The 23,001-nt window shown below is 35.8% G+C and carries 14 protein-coding genes; 9 read left to right on the top strand and 5 right to left on the bottom strand.

The annotated features are described in order from the left end of the window. Positions 1–28: 28 nt before the first annotated feature. On the bottom strand, positions 29–2,992 hold the full coding sequence (locus CEY12_RS06390) for a tetratricopeptide repeat protein (RefSeq protein ID WP_089026898.1): 2,964 nt from the start codon (positions 2,990–2,992) through the stop codon (positions 29–31). Between the two features lie 237 nt (positions 2,993–3,229). On the opposite strand from CEY12_RS06390, the gene CEY12_RS06395 reads away from it, so the two are divergent. The 3 genes from CEY12_RS06395 (at position 3,230) to CEY12_RS06405 (ending at position 8,466) form a co-directional block, all read left to right on the top strand. Then, on the top strand, positions 3,230–5,470 hold the full coding sequence (locus CEY12_RS06395; RefSeq protein WP_089026899.1) for a CocE/NonD family hydrolase: 2,241 nt from the start codon (positions 3,230–3,232) through the stop codon (positions 5,468–5,470). 113 nt (positions 5,471–5,583) lie between these two features. After that, positions 5,584–7,266 carry an APC family permease gene (locus CEY12_RS06400; RefSeq protein WP_089026900.1) on the top strand — a complete coding sequence of 561 codons (1,683 nt, stop codon included), beginning with the start codon at positions 5,584–5,586 and terminating at the stop codon, positions 7,264–7,266. Positions 7,267–8,154: 888 nt separating this feature from the next. Further along, complete coding sequence (locus tag CEY12_RS06405) at positions 8,155–8,466, top strand: DUF962 domain-containing protein (protein ID WP_089026901.1); 312 nt, start codon at positions 8,155–8,157, stop codon at positions 8,464–8,466. 58 nt (positions 8,467–8,524) lie between these two features. Here the strand turns inward: CEY12_RS06405 and CEY12_RS06410 are convergent, their stop codons facing one another. Continuing rightward, entirely contained in the window at positions 8,525–9,001 is a 477-nt protein-coding gene (locus CEY12_RS06410; protein WP_089026902.1) for a hypothetical protein, read from the bottom strand. A 98-nt stretch (positions 9,002–9,099) separates the two neighbouring features. On the opposite strand from CEY12_RS06410, the gene CEY12_RS06415 reads away from it, so the two are divergent. Further along, positions 9,100–11,109, top strand: a complete 2,010-nt coding sequence (locus CEY12_RS06415) for a M43 family zinc metalloprotease (protein WP_089026903.1) — start codon at positions 9,100–9,102, stop codon at positions 11,107–11,109. A 169-nt stretch (positions 11,110–11,278) separates the two neighbouring features. Here the strand turns inward: CEY12_RS06415 and CEY12_RS06420 are convergent, their stop codons facing one another. Beyond that, complete coding sequence (locus tag CEY12_RS06420) at positions 11,279–13,300, bottom strand: hypothetical protein (protein WP_089026904.1); 2,022 nt, start codon at positions 13,298–13,300, stop codon at positions 11,279–11,281. Between the two features lie 150 nt (positions 13,301–13,450). Between CEY12_RS06420 and CEY12_RS06425 the strand changes: the two genes are divergently transcribed. Then, a complete protein-coding gene (locus CEY12_RS06425) occupies positions 13,451–13,795 on the top strand; it encodes a DUF4377 domain-containing protein (protein WP_089026905.1) in 345 nt (114 codons plus the stop codon). A 73-nt stretch (positions 13,796–13,868) separates the two neighbouring features. Here the strand turns inward: CEY12_RS06425 and CEY12_RS06430 are convergent, their stop codons facing one another. Continuing rightward, positions 13,869–14,801 carry an SPFH domain-containing protein gene (locus tag CEY12_RS06430; protein WP_089026906.1) on the bottom strand — a complete coding sequence of 311 codons (933 nt, stop codon included), beginning with the start codon at positions 14,799–14,801 and terminating at the stop codon, positions 13,869–13,871. Positions 14,802–15,090: 289 nt separating this feature from the next. On the opposite strand from CEY12_RS06430, the gene CEY12_RS06435 reads away from it, so the two are divergent. The 4 genes from CEY12_RS06435 to CEY12_RS06450 are packed head-to-tail and all read left to right on the top strand — an operon-like array spanning position 15,091 to position 22,726. After that, entirely contained in the window at positions 15,091–17,292 is a 2,202-nt protein-coding gene (locus CEY12_RS06435) for a peptidase domain-containing ABC transporter (protein ID WP_089026907.1), read from the top strand. Between the two features lie 10 nt (positions 17,293–17,302). After that, complete coding sequence (locus CEY12_RS06440) at positions 17,303–19,957, top strand: lantibiotic dehydratase (RefSeq protein ID WP_089026908.1); 2,655 nt, start codon at positions 17,303–17,305, stop codon at positions 19,955–19,957. A gap of 5 nt (positions 19,958–19,962) precedes the next feature. Next, entirely contained in the window at positions 19,963–20,835 is an 873-nt protein-coding gene (locus CEY12_RS06445; RefSeq protein WP_089026909.1) for a thiopeptide-type bacteriocin biosynthesis protein, read from the top strand. Next, positions 20,813–22,726, top strand: a complete 1,914-nt coding sequence (locus tag CEY12_RS06450) for a lanthionine synthetase LanC family protein (protein WP_089026910.1) — start codon at positions 20,813–20,815, stop codon at positions 22,724–22,726. The genes CEY12_RS06445 and CEY12_RS06450 overlap by 23 nt, the downstream gene beginning before the upstream one ends. A 57-nt stretch (positions 22,727–22,783) precedes the next feature. On the opposite strand, the gene CEY12_RS06455 is transcribed toward CEY12_RS06450, so the two are convergent. After that, on the bottom strand, positions 22,784–22,978 hold the full coding sequence (locus CEY12_RS06455; protein ID WP_089026911.1) for a pinensin family lanthipeptide: 195 nt from the start codon (positions 22,976–22,978) through the stop codon (positions 22,784–22,786). Positions 22,979–23,001 lie beyond the last annotated feature (23 nt).

Here is a 23,001-nt window from a genome sequence, read left to right on the forward strand (position 1 = left end):
TACCCGTCAATACGACCGTACATTTTCTTTATTTTTTGATCTGTTTTTTTACTTCCTTAGCTTCAGCAACAATCTCTGGGAAGTCCTTATAATTGGCAATGATCTGATCACAGGTATAACTTGCCTGGTAATTATCTTTCAAGCCAATATAATTTTTCGCCATTAGTACCAATGCTTTAGCACCCCAATATTCTTCAGAAGAATAATTGTTTGCCAGTTTGAAGATGGTTTCATTGGAAGATTTAAAAGCTTTTCCTTTATTCTGATAGAATGCTTTTGCATATAATGCTTCTGCGGCAACCTCCGTATTGGATGATTTTTCAAGAGAAGCATATGCTGCCTGAGCATCTTTATCTTTCGAAGCGTTCATTAAGCTTCTCGCTTTGATTACTTTGGCTGTTTCAATGACTGCTGCAGAATTTTTGGTATTAGCAATCACATCATTAGCCAGCTTTTCAGCCTGAGTGAAGTTCTTTTCTTCAGCATACATCTTCATTAATTCTACATTTGCATAGTTCTTAATATTGATGTCTGAAGAGTTTTTAATATTCTCTAAATATTTTTTAGCCTCTGCACCATTCCCCTGTGCTACATAAATCTGTGCTAAACGGGTCTGAGCATCATCCTGGTAATCATTCTGAACATTGGCAACTTCCTGCAATACCAATAATGCTTTAGTCGTATTATTTGTTTGGTAGTAGCTTTCTCCTAACTCATATTTAGCCTGATAAAGCCCCTCACCCGTTGGATTCTGAGTCAGGTATTTCTCGTAATAAGAAATAGCATTTTTGTAGTCTTTCTTGCTGAAATACTGTTTTCCTGTAGAAAGGTTGATCTCATCAATTTCCGAAGCGTCTACATTTACTCCGATATTTTTCGCAAAGCTTTCGTATCCTGCAACATCTCCGTTTTTAGTGAAAACAGGTTTCGCTGCCTGAACGATCTTCTGTGCATAGGCTGTATTCTTATACTGCTCACCTAAAGATTTCAATTCGGCAATCGCTTTGTCATTCTGATTCTGATCAATATAATTCTGTGCCCTGTAAATAGAAGCATTAGCGATCAAATCTTTATCAGAAGATGTTTTAATCACTTTCGCAAAATAGTCATTAGAATTAGCGAAATCATCCTGTGCTGCATATGCTGTTCCGATCTCATATTGAGAATCATCGAAATATTCAGATTGCGGATATTTGGATAAAAGAGATTTTAAACTGGTGATCTTTGCCTGAGTATCTCCTTTGAATCCTAAAGCCATCCCCTTCTGATATAAGGTATAATCCGTAGAATCTTCGTTTTTATCGTAAATCGCGATTGCATCATTCAGTTCGTTATTCGCATAGTGAATATCAGCCAGACGAAGTTCTGCATCATTCTTAAATTCCGGTTTAGGATTAGTCAGATACTGCTTAAAGTAAGTTTGTGCCTGATCAAATTTTTTGGATTTAAAGTAAGCATATCCAAGATCATAAGGCAGCTGTTGTTTCTCAGGGAAAGTTGCTGTCAGTAATTTCTCATACCGTACGATTGCAGAAGGATAATTTCCTTTCTGGTAATACGTCTGCGCCAGCCAGTAAAGAGCTCTGCTATTGAATTCTTTATTGATGTTAAATGCCAAGCTTCTTAAAAAATACTTTTCAGCTTCATCATAATTCCCTTTGTTGAACTCTTCCGTTCCTAACAAATAAGAAACTTCCTGGTCTACCTTATCAATTTCCGGAGAAGAACTCTGCAACCTGTCGATTGCATTTAATGTTTCTTTATAATTGCCAGAGTATAAATAAGACTTCACCAACAGAGATCTCATCTCTGAAGCATTGTCAGCATTCTGGTTTTCATTAATATAACTTTGAATAACACCTGACGGGCTTTCGAAAGGGTTTCCGATGTCGTAGCTTAATTTCGCGTACTGCTCATGAGCCAGTTTTTTTACTTTAGCATCATAATCCATCTGATAGGAAGAACGGAATGCGGAAAGCGCTTCCTGTTTTTTATCCACTGCCAGATAAGCATTCCCTAACTGGTAATAAGCATTTTGAGCCAATGCAGAATTGCTGTTCAACAGCTGATTGTAGTAAGAAACGGCTTCATCATATTTTTTCAGCTGAGCAGCCACAAATCCCATTTCATACAAATCATTCTCAGAAGGACTTTGCTGAACACTCAGATAATCCTTCAAATGTGGATATGCTGAAGTGTAATCCTTTTTCATAAAGTAGCTCTCTCCGATGATCTTGTGCACTTCTGCTTTATAAGAATCTGAAATATTTTCGTTTAATAACAAATTTCCCTCAGAGATTGCTTTATCATAATCCTTGTCATTGTAATACATCTGAACGTAGTACGGACGGACTAACTTGGCATATTTAGGCTGATCTTTTACGGAATCAAAATACTGAAATGCTTTATCATTCTGGCTGTTTGAATAATACAAATGTCCCAGCATGTAGGCAATATCTCCTTTTTGAGATTCATCGGCCGTTTTATAGGCTTCTTCCAGAGCATCGGTAGCTCCTTTAGAATCTCCGGTCATGAATTTTGCGTATCCTAATTTCAGAATATACTGGGTATTTTCCTCTTTTGAAAGTTGATACTGATTCACATTTTTCAAAGTTTCCAGCGCCTTATCAAAATCTTTTTTAGCTAAATAATAATCCGCTAATGGCAGATTGGCCTGGGCAAAATAAGCAGAATTTGGATATTCTTTAATAAACGCAGTCAAACCCTCCTCAGCATGATTCTTCTGAAGGATAACACCGATCACATTATCAAAAAACTGTGCAGCTTCTTTTTTGGATCTCGACAAATTCTGATTGTAAAAATATTGTCGGGCGTATTCGTATTGAGAGGCGTTGTATATTTTGGTTTGGTAAAGATTTTCGGCTAGATTGAATCTGTAATTTTCTTTTTGGGTAAAGTATTGAGACTGTTGAGCATCGGAAATTCCGAAATAGATCACGGCAGCCGCTAAAAGTATTTTTCTTGATTTCATTCTTTATTTGAATAAAAAAATTAGTCTATTATATCAACGAAAATATTAAAAACTTATTGTTTAAGCAAGTTTTAAAAGGTTTAATAATCTAAAATATCATTTTAAATAGATTTCACTATTTCATGAGAAAATTGTTTAATTTCACATCATAATAATCAAAACAATGTTAAAATCAATTTTTCAAAAAAATATTTAGATTTTACCCCTTTTTTACAGCATCTAAAAACATACCAATACATGAAATTTAATATACTTTTAGCATTAATATTTGTAAATCTGCTTCACGCTCAAAAGTTTTACTTTCCGAAAACAGCTGTCACAGACTCATCAGTACTCGAAAAACAAATACCTGTCCTGGCATCGGAATTGATGACCCAAAAACCGCTGCTCAAGCTTAAAGAACAGAATAAAGCCACCTTTTTGGATAATCTTTTCCGTTTGGAGATGCTTTCAAAAGATTATAAAAAATCCATAGCCACTTTATCAGATCACCGCAATGAATTCGCTGACCATAACATGGTTGGAAATAGATTCATTGCTCACGAAGTCTATAGTTTAGCCAAATTAATTGAAAAGAAGGACAATATAACCTTCCACAATGCACTTCAAAAGGCATTTGATGAGAAATATAAAACCCTCTCCGATAAAATGCTCGTTAGATTAGGTCTCATTTTTGACGGAGATGTCGATAATTTTAGAAAATCTTTAAAAAAATCGATTGATAAGCAAAAAGATAAAGACAGTATAGACTATCCATCCGCTTTGGCTTTATGCAAAAATTATTTAAATTATAAAGTATATGCCAGCATTAAACCTCAGATCATGCAATTGCTGGCAGCAAAAGATCAGGAAAAATTCATTATTGAAACTAAAGATCTTAAAACGAAAAATGGAAACACACTTACCATTACCATTGTCAGAAAAAAAGAAAACAAAACCCCGCTTCCTGTTATTCTTAGCAATAATATCTATGCAGGACCCGTGGATGTACTTTTTGGAAAAAGAGCAGCCATTTATAATTATGTAGGTGCAGTAGTCAATACCCGTGGTAAAAGAAACAGCAACGATGAAAATAATCCGTTTGAAGATGAATCACAGGATCTTTATGAAGTCATAGATTGGGTAAGTAAACAATCCTGGAGCAATGGAAAGGTTGGAATGATTGGCGGAAGTTACCTTGGTTTTAGCCAGTGGGCAGCTGTAAAAAAATTACATCCGGCATTAAAAACAATTGTCCCTCAGGTAGCCGTAGGAATTGGAATTGATTACCCTGCACAAAACAATATATTCATGAGCTATATGCTGCAATGGATCAAGTATGTTACTAACAATAAATTTACAGATGAAGCTGACTTTAATGATTTCTCAAAATGGGATTCTATTAACACAGCATGGTACAAAAGCGGAAAATCATTCAGAGCTTTAGACACTATAAGTGGTCAACCCAATAAGATTTTTCAAAGATGGCTGGATCATCCGGGTTACGATGAATACTGGCAGAAAATGGTTCCTTACAAAGAAGATTTTGCTAATATCAATATTCCTATATTAACTACAACCGGTTATTATGATGATGATCAGATAGGGGCCTTATCTTATTTTAAATCTCATCATCTCTATAATAAAAATGCCAATCATTACGTGGTAATGGGTCCTTATGATCACGGTGGTGCACAAAGTTTTGGATATACCTCTGTGAATGGAAATCGTATCGATCCTGTAGCGAGAATCAGTATTGATGACCTTGCTTTTTCATGGTTTGACTATATTCTTAAAAATGGTAAGAAACCTGATCTTTTAAAAGATAAAATCAATTTTCAGGTGATGAATACCAATACATGGAAACACGTTCCTACTTTGGAAAAAATGCATACCTCAACTATCAAGTTTTATCTTCAGGATCATAAAGATATTCCATCCGTTTTTACTCAGTCTCCTAATAAAAGTTTCACTAAACAAACTGTTGATTTTAAAAATCGAGATCAAAAAGATTCTTATCGTGCCGTAAGCAAAATAGACAGCGTAAAAACGACTAATTCAGTTTATTTTGAAAGTGAAGTTTTAGACAAGGACCTTATCATCAGTGGAAATCCCTCCGGATATTTTAATGTTTCCATTAACAAGAAAGATTTTGATACAGATACTTATTTATACCAAATACAACCGGACGGCAAGGCTTTTTTATTATCAACACATATCGTAAGAGCCAGCTACGCAAAAAACAATGCACTACGTCAGCTGTTAGTTCCTGGTAAAGTTGAACAAATCCCAATAAACAATTCCATATTTATCAGTAAAAAAATAGAAAAAGGGAGCAAATTGGTACTACTAGTGGGTGTAAATAAAAACCCTAATTGGCAGATTAATTACGGAACCGGAAAAGATGTAAGTGATGAAACGATCAAGGATGCCAATGAGCCTTTGGAAATAAAATGGTATAATGACAGCTATGTAGAAATACCTATTTACAAAGAATAAGGGTTTTTATTTATTTAAACCACACCATTTTATCTAAAATTTGTTGTCTTCACCGACAACCAAACAAAAAATCATTACATTTGCTTTTTTTCAAACTCAAATATAGACATTGAATGAATCAACTTTTCAGAAGGAAAAACTATTCAGCAACAGATACATCGACTAACCTTTTAAGGGTTTTAGGTGTTTGGGATATCGTTTTTTTTGGCATTGCGGCTATCATAGGAGCAGGAAGTTTCAGCAGTTTAGGCGAAGCGGTTTTCAGAGGCGGGCCCGGAGTTATTTTACTATATTTGATTTGTGGCTTTGCCTGTGGTTTTACAGCACTTTGTTATGCTGAATTTGCCAGTAGGATTCCTACAGCAGGATCTGCTTATACTTATGCTTATGCCAGTTTCGGAGAATTGATTGCATGGATCATTGGTTGGGCATTAATTATGGAATATTCTTTTGGAAACATCTATGTTGCCTTTTCATGGTCCGATTATTTCACCAGCTTCTTACATCGAATTGGAATGCATATTCCCGATTATCTGACCTGTAGTTATACCGAAGCTAAAAAGGCTGTCATGAATGGTTCTGAAAATAAAGAATTACTTAACGCATGGAAATCGGCTCCATTAATAAGAAACTTAAAGGTTATTGTAGATCTTCCTGCATTAGTGATCAATGGACTCATTACATGGCTTTGCTATGTTGGGGTAAAAGAAAGTAAGAATTTCAATAACTCATTGGTGATATTAAAACTGGCTGTTATTGTTTTGGTGATATTGGTTGGTTTCTCTTATATCAATACAGAAAACTGGACTCCCCTAAATCCAGAAACACATGTTGCTTCCTTCATGCCTAATGGCTTTGCGGGAGTAATGAGTGCCGTTTCCGGAGTTTTCTTTGCTTACATTGGTTTTGATGCTTTAAGTGTACTTTCTGAAGAAACCAAAGATCCACAGAAGACGTTACCGAAAGGAATGATCATTTCCCTCGTCCTTTGTACTATAATTTATATTGCTCTGACGTTAGTTCTTACGGGAATGGTAGATTACAGAAAATTTGATGGTATCGGTGATCCGCTTTCATTTATTTTTGAAAAATCAAATGCCAATGTTGCCTGGATGGAACTGGTCGTATCTTTCGTAGCTATTGTTGCGATCACAACCGTGTTATTGGTATTTCAAATGGGGCAGCCAAGAATCTGGTATGCAATGAGCCGTGATGGACTAATGCCTGAAAAATTCAAAACTGTACATCCAAAATATAAAACACCATCATTTGCAACAATCGTTACTGGTATTGCAGTAGGTGTTCCTATCCTGTTTACAGATAAAACATTTATTCTTGATTTTACAAGTATCGGGACCATTTTCGCATTCGTTCTTGTATGTGCGGGGGTTTTAATGCTTCCTGCAAAGGAAAAGATCAAAGGGAGATTTCACCTTCCTTATATCAATGGAAAAATCATATTCCCTGTTATCTTTATTGGTGGATTAATCGCTTTCTACATGTGGCAACCGGAATTTTTTCAGAACTTAATGGACTGGAAAGATCCTAAAGAAGGCGAATTCAGGGCTTCAATTTTTGTATTTATCATCGTAAACCTTATTCTTTGTCTTTTTGCCTTTATTAAGAATTTCTCATTAATTCCTTTAATTGGTCTAAGTTCTTGCTTGTATCTTCTTACTGGAATGAGCCATGAGAACTGGTTCTGGTTCGGATTATGGTTTGCGTTAGGCTTAGTGATCTATTTCTGTTATGGATATAGAAATAGTAAGCTTGGGAAAGAATTTCAAAAGGATTAGAATGTAAAGGCTGAAAGGCCGAATCGCGAAATAGTAAAATTGCGAAACCGCAGAATCGTAAAATCGTAAAGTAGACGAGCAAATTATTGATTCTGCAGTTTCGCTTTTTTACTTTTTTTTACCCTTCTTAAAATGTAAATCGTTGAATCGTAAAAACCGTTAAATTGTAAAGTCAACGAACAAATTAACGATTCCGCTATTTTACAATTTCGCCTTTTTACAGTTTCATCGATTCTGCAGTTTCGCTTTTTTGCTTCTTTACCCTTCTTAAAATGTAAATCGTTGAATCGTAAAAACCGTTAAATTGTAAAGTCAACGAACAAATTAACGATTCCGCTATTTTACAATTTCGCCTTTATACAGTTTCATCGATTCTGCAGTTTCGCTTTTTTGCTTTTTTTTATCCTTCTTAAAATGTAAATCGTTGAATCGTAAAAACCGTTAAATTGTAAAGTCAACGAACAAATTAACGATTCCGCAATTTTACAATTTCGCCTTTATACAGTTTCATCGATTCTGCAGTTTCGCTTTTTTGCTTCTTTACCCTTCTTAAAATGTAAATCGTTGAATTGTAAAGCCGTTAAATGTAAAGTCAACGAACAAATTAACGATTCCGCTATTTTGCCTTTTCGCCTTTATACAGTTTCATCTTAAGCTCCCGCAGATTGAGCAGATTTATGGTTTTAACTTTAAACCTACCTAGAATACCCAATAGCCGACAATCATTTATATTTACAAACCGCAACGTGCAAATTTACAGTTTCACAATTCCTCAATTTTGCTTTTTTGCCTTTTCGCAATTTCGCCTTTTTGCTCTTCCTCTATTCCCTTTTAATCAAATTGGCCAACTTATTGCTCTAAACCCTAGAAACTTAAATACTAAAAACCATGTCTGACAGAATAAAAACATACAGGGAATTTTATCAATTCTATCTTACTGAGCACAGTAAAACAGGAACCCGAATCTTTCATTTCTTAGGAACTCTTCTCGTATTTGCAGTAATCGCTTATGTGATCAGTTCGGGGAAGGAAAGATTTTTGTGGTACGTCCCTATTTTCGGATATGGCTTTGCCTGGTTCAGTCATGCGGTAATAGAAAGAAATAAACCTGCTACTTTTAAATATCCGCTCTGGTCCCTGATTTCCGATTTCAGGCTTTTCTTTGAATTGTTAATTGGCAAACAGAAGTTTATAGTATAGAGAATAAGACATACTGTATATGTCTATTTTATCTTTTTTTATATGGCTGATATAGCTGTTAAGGTTTTCCTTTTGTTTTTACTGATCCTTTTTTAATTTCTGAATATAAAGCTTCCAACTCTCTAGGAGGTTTACCTGCATCAAAACTGGCCGACGTGAACGTAGTTCCATTGGCAGTAATCACAATGGTAGCGGATAAAGCCTGATCAGAATACCTTCCTGTAGTAGGAGATTGTAGATTTGCTATTTTTGATAGATCAAGCATTTCTGCCTGAGCAGATATACTCAACCAGTAAGAAGCAGAAATAGGAGATTTCGTCGTTTCGCCATTTAAGCTTGATATTATGAAGTCAGAAGTAAAGGTAGAACTTTCATTAACGCCTCTTGTTTGTTCCGTCAACTGAACCTTTTCAATTTTCTGTCTTCCTTTAGAAATAGTTAATTTATTTCCGTTATTATCATTTTTACTTTGATGAAAACAACCTACATTAGAAATAATAAAAATAATATTAATTAATAAAATTAATCTTTTCATTGTTTATTTTATATTTTATTATGATATTTTATGAGTTTTATACTTTATTTTTAAACAAATAATATATATTTGCTAATGTATAAAAAAATAATGTAAAAATGACGAAATCTATTATTTCAAAACTTCCTTTAACAATTTTAATCCTTGGTAGCATTGGATTAACAAATGCCCAAACAAAAGGAGGTTTTAAATTTTCAAAACAATCAGCAGCCGGAAATACAGATCCACGTGGTGTTGAAAGATGTGCAACCAATGAATATGAAGATGCTTTAAAAGCAAAATTTCCGGGAAGATCAACAACGGAACAATTTGAATCCTGGTTAGCCCCCTTAATTGAAAACGCCAAACTGAATAAATCGCAGAATGGAAACGTAATCACCATACCGGTAGTAGTACACGTGATTCATAGTGGACAGAATATTGGAGTCGCTCCTAATATTCCTGATGCACAGGTCATGTCCCAGATCACTGTTATGAATAATGACTTCAGAAAATTAGCCAATACTCCTGGGTTTAACTCCAGTCTTGTCGGAGCTGATACTGAGATACAATTTGTACTTGCTAAAGTAGATCCTAACGGAAACCCGACCAATGGTATCGACAGAAAAAATCTTTGTCAGGATTACTGGAGCAATGATCATATCAACAGCATTGTAAAACCCCAAACTATTTGGGATCCCACTAAATACATGAATATGTGGAGTGTTGATTTTGCAAGAAACGGGCTTTTAGGATATGCTCAGTTTCCTTCCAATTCCGGCCTTCCAGGATTAAATGCAAATGGAGGGTTAGCCAATACAGATGGTGTGGTTGCTGGCTTTAGCACTTTTGGAAGCATGGACTATAACGACGGAACATTTCTTATGCAACCTGGTTATGACAGAGGGAGAACAATGACTCATGAAGTGGGACATTTTGTGGGATTAAGACATATCTGGGGAGATTCAGCATGTGGTACAGATTACTGTGCAGACACTCCAACAGCACATGGTGAAAACTATACCTGTGATCCTGCTATTCCAAGCTGTGATGACCCGGCAGTGTTTGAAATGGTACAAAACTATATGGATTATACCAATGATACGTGTATGAATATCTACACCAATGACCAGAAAACAAGAATCAGAGCGGTAATGGATAATTCTCCAAGAAGAATGGAGCTGAAAACATCGACTACTGATCAGGCCATACCATTATTTCCAAATGATGCTGAAATAAAATTTGACGGAGGGTGTTCAATTGGTGTTACTAATTGTGGAGCGGGTGTATTACGCCTTGTTATCTATAACAGAGGAACAAGCAATTTAACATCTGCTATTGTTTCTTATTCATTTAATGGCGGGGCAGTTCAAAATTATAACTGGACCGGTAATTTAGCTCAGGATAAATCCAGTGTAATCCTTATTCCTGTAGCTAATACAGTAGCCTCTTCCCCAGTTTCTGTTTCTATTGTTTCCGCTAATGGAGCTACCGATCAAAGAGCTACAAATAACGTTTCTACAGGTAATTATGTAAAACCTGTAGCTCCTGAATATTTTGCTACAACTACTGTGACTTTCAAATTATTAAGAGACAGATATGGCAGAGAAACAAGATGGAATTTAAAAAATAGTGCAGGACAGATTGTTAAATCCGGATATTACTCTAATACTCCTGCAGGGCAACCAAACCCTTCTTTGATCAACCAAACATGGACACTACCTCTGGACTGTTATGTATTTACGATCTCTGATGATTACGGCGATGGTTTAAGTGATGGTGGATATGTAGATTTGTCTACAAGCACAGGACAGGTAATATACCATGCCAGTGATGATTTTGGTTATTATGGAACAAAGGCATTCACCACTCAAAACAATTTAGGAACCAGTGAAAACACTAAAACTCCTACATTCGGTATACACCCTAACCCTGTGAATGACATTCTTAATATTGTGAACATCTCGGGAAAAACACAATTTGAAATCCATAATATGGTAGGACAAATTGTTAAAAAAGGAGAAATAAGCAATAATCAGGTTCGAGTATCTGAACTGGCTAAAGGAACTTATATTATCACGATCAATAATGATAAAATATCTGAAAATATTAAATTCATTAAGAAGTAATAAAAACAACATAAAATAAAAAAATCCCCAGCTAGTCCGGGGATTTTTTATTTTCGGATCTCTCAAGAAAAACAGTAATCTCTAGCATTATATTAGAGAGAATCGGCGGGTTTTGCTTTGCAAAACCCGCCGATTCTTAACTTTCAATTTTCAACTTTAACCTTTCAACTTATTTAAATCTCTTTTTAAAATTGAATTTCAATCTATTCATCAACCCTGGTTCAATAATATCAACTCCAAGCCCAAAGTTACTATCCGCCACCGTATGATGTGCAGTTCTGAAAGCTTCAAACTCATCCTGAGGGATTTCCAGATTCACTAAAGGTTTATAATCAATAAAGACTGTTGCTCCGTTTTTTGCGATCTTTTTTCGGCTTGTATAATCAAAATATGGATTATTGATGGTACTTTCCTGAATTGTATATTTTTCTTCCGTATCTATTTTCTGATCAGTATACAGGTTGATCTCATATTTCTCCGTATCGAAATTATGCCAGAAAGGCAAATCCTTATGAAGAAAATCCCGGGCACTTGCCTTGATCACATTACGGTCGAAGTACATTAAAAAACGATTGTTCTGAGAATCTATATAATAAGGGTTTTCAACTGTAGCATGATATTCAATTCTGACCTCATTCAGTTTTTTATCATCACTTACAATATCTATCGAGGTATCTTTGAAGATATTTCTAACATCCGTTCCGTTTCTGTCATTGGAATAATTCAAGCTATAGAATAGGAAATTATTCCAGCTATCGACAATTTCTCTTTTGTTGGTATTTTTAAAATACCTTCTCATTGCATTCGCACGATTACCTTTATAGGTGGTTGTTAGCTTTAACGTTCCAGTTTTTTCTTTCGCATTAAACTCAACTTTTTCATCAATGCAATAATAAGGATAGCGGAACGGCTTTCTCTGTTCCAGTTCCTGCCCATGTTTTACCTCCAGATAATGCATGAAATAAATAAATCCTCTGTTTTCAAGCAATCCAAATTCATCACGAATCGTAGCATCTATAAAGTATTCTTCATTTTTGTAATTGATCTTTACGACAACATGGTTGAATGAAAGCAGAGAAGGAAGATAATATTTGATGTAATAATCCGTATGATAATTGACCAAAACAACAGAAGAATCAACTCCTATAAAATCTAAAATAACTTTTAACAGAACGCATTTAGCCTTACAATCTCCTTGTTTATTCTCATACGTTATTGCAGGCTCCTGTGGCTTATGACCATTCATTTCATCTGCATTGAAGATGTAATAAATGTTATTCTGAACGTATTCAATTGCAAACTGAAGCTTTTCATCCTGATTGGTAATCGCATCCAGCTTTTCAATAAGTTTTGGCGCGAAATCTTTTAATGAAGATTTATTATAAATCTCTTCGTAGATGGGAGCGATATAGTTGGAAAGGTCTTTCCAGTTACTTTCTGTAGCAAAATCAATAAATGGAAAGATCTCACGACTTGCATCTACGGGATTGATATAATTTTCCTCCTCAATTCTGAACCGTTCTCCTTTCTTCAAATGATGAATTTCAGGCTCTAAGACATTACCCTGCTCATCTCTGAAAAATACTTTTTTATAAGCAACGGGCTCTTCACGTTCATTAACGAAAGTGAACTGATAGCTTCCATAGGCCCAATAATTATCCGGGCTTACCCAAACATATTTAGAAAATTCCTTTCTCAGAAAATCCCGGTCTGTAAAAGCTTTTACTCTGGAGTCCTCCAGAATGAGAATATCATACAACCGAAGGTCTTTAATAGTAATATTGATCTTTTTATTACTGCTTAAAATCCCACCACTGCTTTGATTTTCACTATCTAAAACCTTTATTTTCATATCCGGTATTTTATCTATTAAAACACCTTCTCTCAAAACACTGATCCTATGAATATTATAAACTTCATTTTCCTCAACCACCACATCCATTACCGAAGCTCTCTCCAGGTTGGAAGGCTCATTTAACGTATAAGCCATGCACACATATTCATTGCTTTCTGCATTACTTGTATAATAGATCTTATCCAGAAAATAGCAATAATCCCTCCCCTCGTTGATCTGCATATTGGAGAAATCAGACTCTTTAATCTTTTCAATAAGCTGCTGATCATCCACACTTCCTGCCCATGATTCAGGTTTTTGAATTTTGTAATTTTCAATTTGCATTTGATTATCCATATTATTATTTGCTATTTTATGTGTTTTGGTTGAAATAATTAAGGAGGTTGAAATTAAATAATAAATACATAAAAAACAAGAGTAGAACAACGACGATGTTCAACATGCTTTCGGCACAGTAATTGTCAGGTAAGTTTTAAATTTAGATTTATGAAAAATATGATGACGATCCTGAAAGGAGCTTTTCCATTGCTGGCAATAGCAGTATTAACGCAATGCACAACAACGAAAATTTCTAAAGGAGATGAAAAAACTTTTATCGTAGGCCCTCAGACTGCTGATTGTACAGGAGTAGCACCCATGAAATGTCTTCAGGTAAAGGAAAATGCTTCGGAAAATTGGACTAATTTCTACAGCAATATCGAAGGATTTACATACGAGCCGGGTTATGAATATGTTTTAAAAGTAAAAACTGAAAAAATTGCGAACCCACCTGCTGATGGTTCTTCTATCAAATATACTTTGATCAGTCAGGTTTCAAAAACAAAGAAATAATACGTGTATTAAAATAAAAAATAGCCTCCCGAAATAAGGAGGCTATTTTAATTTATATAAAGATCTGCTGATCTTAGTGTTCGTGATCTTTTGGAGGCTCAGGATATTTTCCTTTCGTTGCTTCTCCAACTGTGTTGGCAGTAGTCATTGCAACTACAAGATCATTAAGCATTCCGCTTGCTGCAGTAGGTGAATTAGGAAGCAATACAAGATTACTTCTGCTGCTGGCTCCCACAGAATGAAGGGTATCATAATGTTGCGTAACCACAATAAGGGCTGAAGCTTCATGAGAGTTGATATCTACATTATTCAACATCCTTACCGACTCTTCAAGACCTTTAGCAATTTCTCTTCTCTGATCGGCAATCCCTTGTCCTTGTAGCTTTTTAGATTCAGCTTCCGCTTTAGCTACAGCAACGATTCGTATCCTTTGTGCTTCAGATTCATATTCTGCAGCTGTTTTTTCTCTTTCAGCAGCATTGATCCTATTCATGGCATGCTTTACCTGTTCATCAGGATCGATATCTGTTACCAAGGCTTTAATGATGTCATATCCATAGCTTTGCATTGCTTCCTGAAGTTCTGCTTTTACAGCCACTGCAATATCATCTTTTTTTAAGAAAACATCATCAAGTTTCAGTTTTGGAACCTCAGCTCTTACCACATCAAAAACATAAGAGGTAATTTGATCATGAGGACTTTCCAGACGGTAAAAAGCATCAGCAACCTGCGTTCTGATCACCTGAAACTGTACCGATATTTTCATTTTTACAAAAACATTATCCAGTGTTTTTGTATCAATCATTACATCTAACTGCTGAATCCTTAGATTCATTCTTTTAGAGATCTTATCTAAATAAGGTATTTTCAGTTGCAACCCTGCATGACGGACAGAATGAAACTTACCCAAACGTTCTACAATTGCTGCAGTCTCCTGCTTTACCGTAAAGAAGGACGCAAATAAAGTCACAAGCCCAATAAAAATAATAATGCCTAAATATGCCATAGTATAATAATTTTAACTGATGAGTCGCAGGAAATACAGATTTGTTATTTTTCTGCCCTAAAAAAATAACTCACCCCACAGGTAGTAGTCTACTCTTTCTTATAAATCTTCAAAATTAATCTTAGAAGCAAAGCTATATAATATTATTTTTATATATTGCAACATTATTGCATTAACAAAATTAATCATTGCACTATCAATAAATATAACTTTTAGAAATATTTATCAAATTTTAAAAAACGTACTGAAGAAAGTTAATGAACGAAAATGGTTTAAAGAAACACCTTTGATGAAGACTATATTATTTAGAAGAAACCACTATCCATTTTTCCGGCAATTAGACACCATGGACTGTGGACCTACCTGTCTCAAAATGATTGCCTCCTATTATGGAAAAGAATTATCACTCAATCATCTGCGTGATATCTGTGATGTCCGCAGTCAGGGAACCTCTGTTTCTGGTTTAAAATATGCCGCTGAAAAACTTAAGCTTAAAACATTAGCCGCTGAATTAACTCAGGAGGTCTTACTTGAAAAAGCACCACTACCCTGCATACTCCATTGGGACCATAATCACTTTGTCGTTTTATGGAATCTTACAGAAAAACATGCCTATGTCGGTAATCCTGCCCTTGGCAAGAATATGCGTTATACGATCAATGACTTTATGGAACACTGGACCATATCAGGGCATGAAAATAAAGGCATTGCAATATTTATTGAACAGACAGAATCTTTTAACGAAATAGAAGATCAACCAGATCCTTCAATCAGTTTATTTTCTTTATTAAAACGGATCAGCGATCAACGTAAGCGTATTTACTTTGTTATGACAGCTCTTTTGGCCGCTACCCTTTTAACATTAGCAATCCCATTACTGACACAGGCAGTTGTAGACAAAGCCATTTCAAAAAAAGATATTGGAATATTATCTTTAATCTGTGCAGGGCAGCTCATTCTATTTACAGGCCGGATTTTAACTGACTTTTTTCGCAGCCGGATCCTTTTCAAACTGGGAATGAACATAAGCATAAAACTGGTTTATGAGTTTGTGGATAAGCTTATGCAGTTAAGGCTCTCTTTTTTCGAATACAGAAGCAGTGGTGACAATTTACAGCGAATTTATGACAATCAACGTGTAGAGGAATTCCTTACAAAAAACTGCGTAAGCGCCGGACTCTCTCTTATAATTCTCATCGTAAATGGCGGACTTTTATGCTACTATGACTGGAAGCTCTTTCTTCTATTTCTTGCTGCAAGTATGATAAGTGTTCTTTGGACGCATCTTTTTGAAGAGAAAAGAAGACGCCTGGATCAGCGAACTTTCAGCTTGCTTTCCAATGCCCAACGCCATCAGATAGAAACATTCGAAGCCATGGCAGAAATAAGACTGACCGGAGCAGAAGAAGAAAAAAACCAGCTTTGGAAAACGATGCAGGAGGAGACCTATGCAGTAAAAATGGAAAATCTAAAACTGGACCAGCGTATACAAGGCGTAGCACTTTTCATCAATGAAACAACAGGGGTATTGACTACTTTTTTAACCGCTTCTTTAGTAATCAACGGACATTTAACACTCGGTGCAATGCTTGCCATTACATATATGTATGGTTCATTGAACGGTACTGTAAACCAACTGTCAGATTTCATCCGTTCCATGCAGACTGCGAAATTCAGTCTGCAACGGATTTCTGAAGTAGAATATGAAGAAACGGAAGATGCCCATTCAACCCTGACTCTGCCCAAAGGAAACTCTGGTTCAATAGAACTGCTTGATGTCAGCTTCCGGTATGGAAAATTATCCCCTGATGTTCTGCATAATATCTCTTTAACGATTCCTGCAGGAAAAGTAACCGCTATCGTAGGGATGAGTGGAAGTGGAAAAACAACACTTTTAAAGTTACTTCTTAAATTTTTCAATACCACCCAGGGAATCATCACTTTTGCCGGACAAGATCTGAAACTGATTAATGCAAAAAGCTTACGAAGACAGTGCGGAGCTGTTATGCAGGATTCTTTTCTATTCACAGACAGTATCGCTGGCAACATCTGGGTCGGAAGCCCTGAAAAAGATCTCTATCGGGTAAAAAATGCCTGTAAAATGGTGAACATGCAGGATTTTATTGAAAGCCTCCCCCTCTCTTATGAAACCCAGATTGGCAGCGAAGGAATTGGACTCAGCGAAGGACAGAAGCAACGCCTGCTTATCGCCCGGCTGATTTACCGTCAACCTGATTATATATTTCTCGATGAAGCCACCAATTCTCTTGATGCCAATAATGAAAAACTTATCGTTGAAAACCTGAACACTTTTTTTCTTGGCAGAACGGTCGTTATTGTTGCTCACAGACTGAGCACTGTTGTTCATGCAGATAATATTATCGTACTGGACCATGGAAACATTGTTGAACAGGGCACTCACGAAGCATTAACAATGTCAAAAGGGGCTTATTATCACTTAGTTAAAAATCAACTGGAACTCGGAAAATAAATTTTGCAAAATGAGCTTTACTAATTTACCTTATATTTTTACACGGTTTGCTGCATTGCCCGTCCAAAGTTTAAATGCTTTAATCATTCCTGAAATTGAAGGCCAGCTTAATCAATGGCAAATGGCAGCAGAGTACAAAAAGAATTGTAACGAAAAGTTGTGCAGTTCGCTTTACACCCTAATTGAACAATCTGCTGACGACCATGAACGAAAGCTTCTATTAAACCTTAAGCGCGCAGTGTATAACGGTCGGCAAAATGCGAAATCGATGGCACAAAAAATACCTTCGGACACTTTTAATATAATCGAAGATTCCTGGAAAGAGTGGTTAATCGCCGTGGAAAAGCATAAAGAATACGAACAATCCTGGGAAAAGGATTTCAATGATCACCTATTCGCACACCGAAAGAATATTCAAAAGCTTACTGGGCTATATCCGCTTAAAAATGGAGTTTTACTTTCAAGCAAAGATTTATATGAACAATTGGAAAGTTTTGAAAATGCTGATGTGAAATCTTTAAATAAAGACACCGAAAGAATTGAATTCAGTGTACTGCGCTACCTAACCCGGATGACGTATAAAACATCCCCTTTCAGCACGTTCACCTATTTAGGCCTTACCCAAATGGACGCTGCTGATCAGACAGGTGTTTCCGCCCTTTCGAAAATCCCTGATTCTAAAATACGACTTAACAATAAACTTTTGAAACGTATAAAAAAGTTGATGGAGTGCCATCCTGAACTACAAGGTCTGTTGGTCGTGAATATCAACAGTAGTGTAAGTGAGAACGACGGCCGATTCAGTTTTCTGCTCAATTGTGCAAACATTGAAGTCTTTCAGGAAATTCAGGCCTCGGGTGTGAATCAATATATTAAAGAACTGATCAACAATTCGGAGGAAAGTATCTCATTATCATCATTCATTGAACTTCTTTCAAACCACATTGAGGCCGATTTTTCAGAATTACGACATTATGTATTAAAATTGGTGGATTCAGGATTTTTAGAACTCACTTTAGAGTGTTCTGAGATTGATCCTGACTGGGACAGCCACCTTTTAACATTTCTGGGACAGCACGAAAAAAACAATGAATCTGCACAACAGCTCTACGAAATGGTTTCTCACCTTCAACAGGCAAAAAATGAATTTGCATCTGCAAAGATTTCTCAGCGGGAGATTATTTTGAAAAAGATCTCAAAGATCTTTGATACCACTATTTCAGGTCTTGAAAATCAGGCAGGTATTGTAAAACTGCCGAAAGAAGAAATTAAGGACTTGCTTGAAAATATCCTTGCACAATATAGAAATGGGGAAGGATTTGAAAAAATTCCTTATATCCCGGTTGACTACCGCCAGGAAGGATTCATTTATGAAGATACTTATACCGACCAGCTTCATACAGCTAAAGAAAATACCATTAATGAACTTGGAAAATTACTATCTGATCTTGTCAATCGACTGACCGCTTTTGATATCAGGGCTAAGGAGAAAAACAATATTAAAAACTTCTTTATCTCCAGTTATGGCGATCATCAAAAAATTCCTCTGGTTACTTTTTACCATGAATATTATCGTCACAAAAATGAATTCGAAACAGGGGAAGAACAAATATCTTACGGCAATCTCTGGGCTGATCTTTTTTGGGCTGATCTTCAGAACGAAGGGCAGATGTCCGACGAAATAAAAATTCAAAAGAAGCACCTGTTTCAGCTCCCTGTATCAAAGAAAACAGCTCCCTCCGGTTCAGCATTCCTGCAATTTTTTGATCATCAATCCAAAACAGGCACCAAAGCGGTTGTCAATGGACTCATGCCGGGCATGGGTAAAATGAGTGGTAGGTTTCTCCATCTTTTTGATCCTGAAGTTTCTAAAGCACATAGAGATTATAACAGACTTTTATTTCCAGACAAGCTGCTTATTGAGCTCAATGATGACTCCAGTTTTAATGCCAATATCCATCCTCCTTTGCTTGATCATGAGATTAAGATGCCATCGTCAAATACACAGATGAAAAAGTCTCAGCAGATCAGTTTAGACCGGATATCAGTGGGCTATAATCCAGAAAAGGATATGCTTTTTTTGACAGACAACATTTTAAAGAAAGAAATCTATGCATTTGACTTATGCCTGGAAACAATAACAAACAGATCAAACCTTTACCAGCTTATGTCTCTGTTCAACCCGTGTATCTATGTCAGCTATCATCCACTGATACAGGTTATCGACAAAAATTATTCAAAACAATTTAAAAATGAAGACATTCAGGTATTTCCACGAATTGTGTTTGAAGACAAGCTGGTGCTTCGACGCAAAGGATGGCTGATCGATCTCGCCACCATTCCCCGACAAAACAGAGATGAAAAAAACAGTGTTTACTTTCTCCGCTTTCACCAATGGTTATTAAAAAACACATTACCATCTTCTGCATTTCTTTATTTACAGTCTTCGTACATTCCTGAAAATCAATCAGCCGATAAAACTGCTGGAAACAAAGATGATTACAAACCTCAATTTATAAGTTTCGAGCAACCTTTGCTTTTCAGCCTTTTTACAAAACTTCTAAACAGGGCTGTATCCTACATTTATCTAGAGGAGGTACTACCTTCTGTACACCATTCCCAGGAAAGAGTTTCCGAGCATTTAATTCAATGGTATAATTTTTAAAAACGATGCAGAAATCCTGGAATACTTATTATATATACTATGGTGGAAGTGCAGACCAAATATTGAAAGAAATAGTACATCCATCTATCGAAGATGTACAGCAATCAATGGAAAAAGAACTGAAATTTTTCTTTATCCGATATTTTGAAAATGGCTATCATATCCGGTTACGCCTGTTCTTATCAGCTAAAGAATCTATTCTTTTTAAATCCATGCTAGCCAACCACGTCTCAGTATATGAGCACATAAATAAAGCAGCAATCGTTGTGAGAGAAACTGAATATATTCCTGAAATTGGCCGATATGGAAATGCAGATACGATCAAATATGCTGAAAGCTATTTTTATGAATCGTCACGGTTTGTTTTGCATCATTTAGTAACAAAGGAACCTTTAACGATATCTGAAAGATATCTTCTCGCCCTCAAAACTCATATGATATTTTTAAAAGGAATGGGGTTTTCTAAAAATTATAGCCAACAGCTATGTGATAAATTTATACAAAGCTGGCTTCCAGTTCCTTTTTCCCAGGATTCTAACGAATACGAACAAAACAGGAAAAGCATACGATCAGCTTTTCAGATACAGTTTGAAACATATCAGGATTTATTATGTGAGCCTCTTGCAGAATTCTGGAATTCACTGGATACCACCACAGATGTTTTTATAAAACAGTTTCTTGAAGCGAACGGTAAGATCTGGAGTAAATACAACCAGGCTCAGTTATCATCAAATGCTCTGGAAGAAGTTTTACTTAGCTTTATTCACATGACTAATAACAGGCTGGGAATAGTAAATTCTGAAGAATCCTACCTTCTTTTCTTAATCATGAAAACCATCCCATTAATAAAGGATTATGACAACAAACAAAGAACGTAAAGAATTTCAGAAAGGATTGAATGAAATAAGTGAGTTTCTTTTGTCCAAGACACAGCAAGATGAAAATGGCTTCTTTTGGGATACGATTTATCATGACAATGATACTGGAAAACTTTCTTTCACATTCAATCCCTCTCTGTGGAATGGAACGGGAGGTATCGCCTGGTTTTTTCTTGTACTTTATGAAAACTATGGCGAAAAACAATATCTCTTAACTGCCGAAGGAGCGTTTGCAAAAATATATCACCATTCAACACATCATAAAATTTTAAATCCAAGCCTTTATGATGGGATATGTGGGTCTATTTATTTAGGTTTGGAACTGTTCGGGGTTACCGGTAAGGAACTGTATCTTCAGCAGGCCTTAGATCTCTATGAAATGTACAGGTCCAAAATACTCTCAGAAGAAACGGAAGATCTGCTGATTGGTATCTCAGGAATTTTAATCACCGTCTGCACTCTCTATCATTTTACGCAGGATCAGAAATTATATGATGATATAATCATACTAATCAATACCCTTCTGGAAAAGGCATTAGTTGCGGAATCGGGTATTAAATGGGGTAAAAACCAACTTTCAATGGATTCACTTTGTGGTTTTTCACATGGTAATTCAGGTATAGCTTTCTGTCTGTTGCAGCTGGGTAAATACTTTAATAATGATGAATTTATCTGGATGGCTGAACAGGCATTCCTCTATGAAGATCTTTACTATAATTCCTCAAAAAACAATTGGATGGACTTACGATGGGAGGAATCTAAAAATCAATTACCGGACCTATTTGAGTGGAATAAAAACACCTTTCTCCCTGAAGATTTTGATCTCAATGCATGGGCACACGGCGCCTGTGGTATTGGAACAGCAAGAATTTCGGCATTCAATAGGACCCGTAATCCAGTGTATAAAAAAGATTGTATCAAAGTATTTGAACGATGCAAAAATGATATCATGACCAGAACTAAACGGAATCACATCCTCTTTAGTGGATATGGAGGACTTTCAGATTTTCTGTTGCAGTATAATCAGGTGTTTGCCAATAAAGAAGCTTTGCACCTTGCCACTGAAATTGTTCTGGAAGGTTTAAACAAAAGCAGAGAGCACAATCATTCTGCATGGGGAATCCAAAACAATGAAGATTTAGGACTTATGACAGGTACAGCCGGAATTGGACTTTCTTTACTTATGATGATAAAAGGGAAAACCGTAAATTCAATTCTTCACCCGGAATTACCCGTGAATGAACCTGGAACAGGGAGAATCCTCAAAGCGTTTAAAGTCAAAAAAACTTTTTTTAATTTGTATTATCCTAAAACGCTGAAAGCTCTAAAGACCATTATACAGCTTAAGGACTCTATTTATGACTCTGAAGTCATAGAAGAATTTGGCAACACCTTATTGAATATCATTGAAGATCTGCCTAAAAAAGATCGGGTATATATTTCAGACATTCATCAGCTTGAAACCGCCCAAATCAAAATCAGGAAAAAACATAAAGGCGCTTTGTGCTTTCAAACGCGACTAATCATATTGAAAGAGGAATTGGCTGATCTATTAAAAAATGATAAAAGTGATCTTCAGGGAAAACGATTTATCGGTACTCCCTTCATTGAGGTTTACGAATCCAAATGGAACTGGAAGGAGGAAAACCATAAAGATTCGGATGCAGGAAAATACTATAATGTTTTGTATAGCACAGATCAGGAGATGTTCCATCTTGTATTAAACTCATTTTCTGCAACAATACTTCAGCTTTTGAAGAATCCTTTAAGTATTGAGGAACTAACAGAGTATTTCTATTATCCCGAAGGAGAAAAGGAAATAATGAAAAATAAAATAACGGAACAGGTCAGGGAGCTTTTAAACAATTTCTTCATCAGGGTCAATCCTTAAAATAAAAAAAGCTGCTTTATTTACATAAAGCAGCCCTTAAATTGTTCGAGTCTATAATTAACACTGAACAGTACCACAAACGTGAAGTCTGTCCTGAGTTTTTATAGTGTGAGTCGGGTGATCATGATCTCCTGCAGGAGAAATTCCTAAACCACCTTGTAATTTTTTAGACAAATCTTTGTCTAATGCCGTTACGAAGCTTTCGATCTTAAGATCATCGATGTTAAGCTTCATCTTTTTGTTGTTTTCCATAATAAAACATTTTTTTAATTTGT

It is taken from the genome of Chryseobacterium sp. T16E-39, from assembly GCF_002216065.1.
In the GTDB taxonomy this organism is placed as follows: domain Bacteria; phylum Bacteroidota; class Bacteroidia; order Flavobacteriales; family Weeksellaceae; genus Chryseobacterium.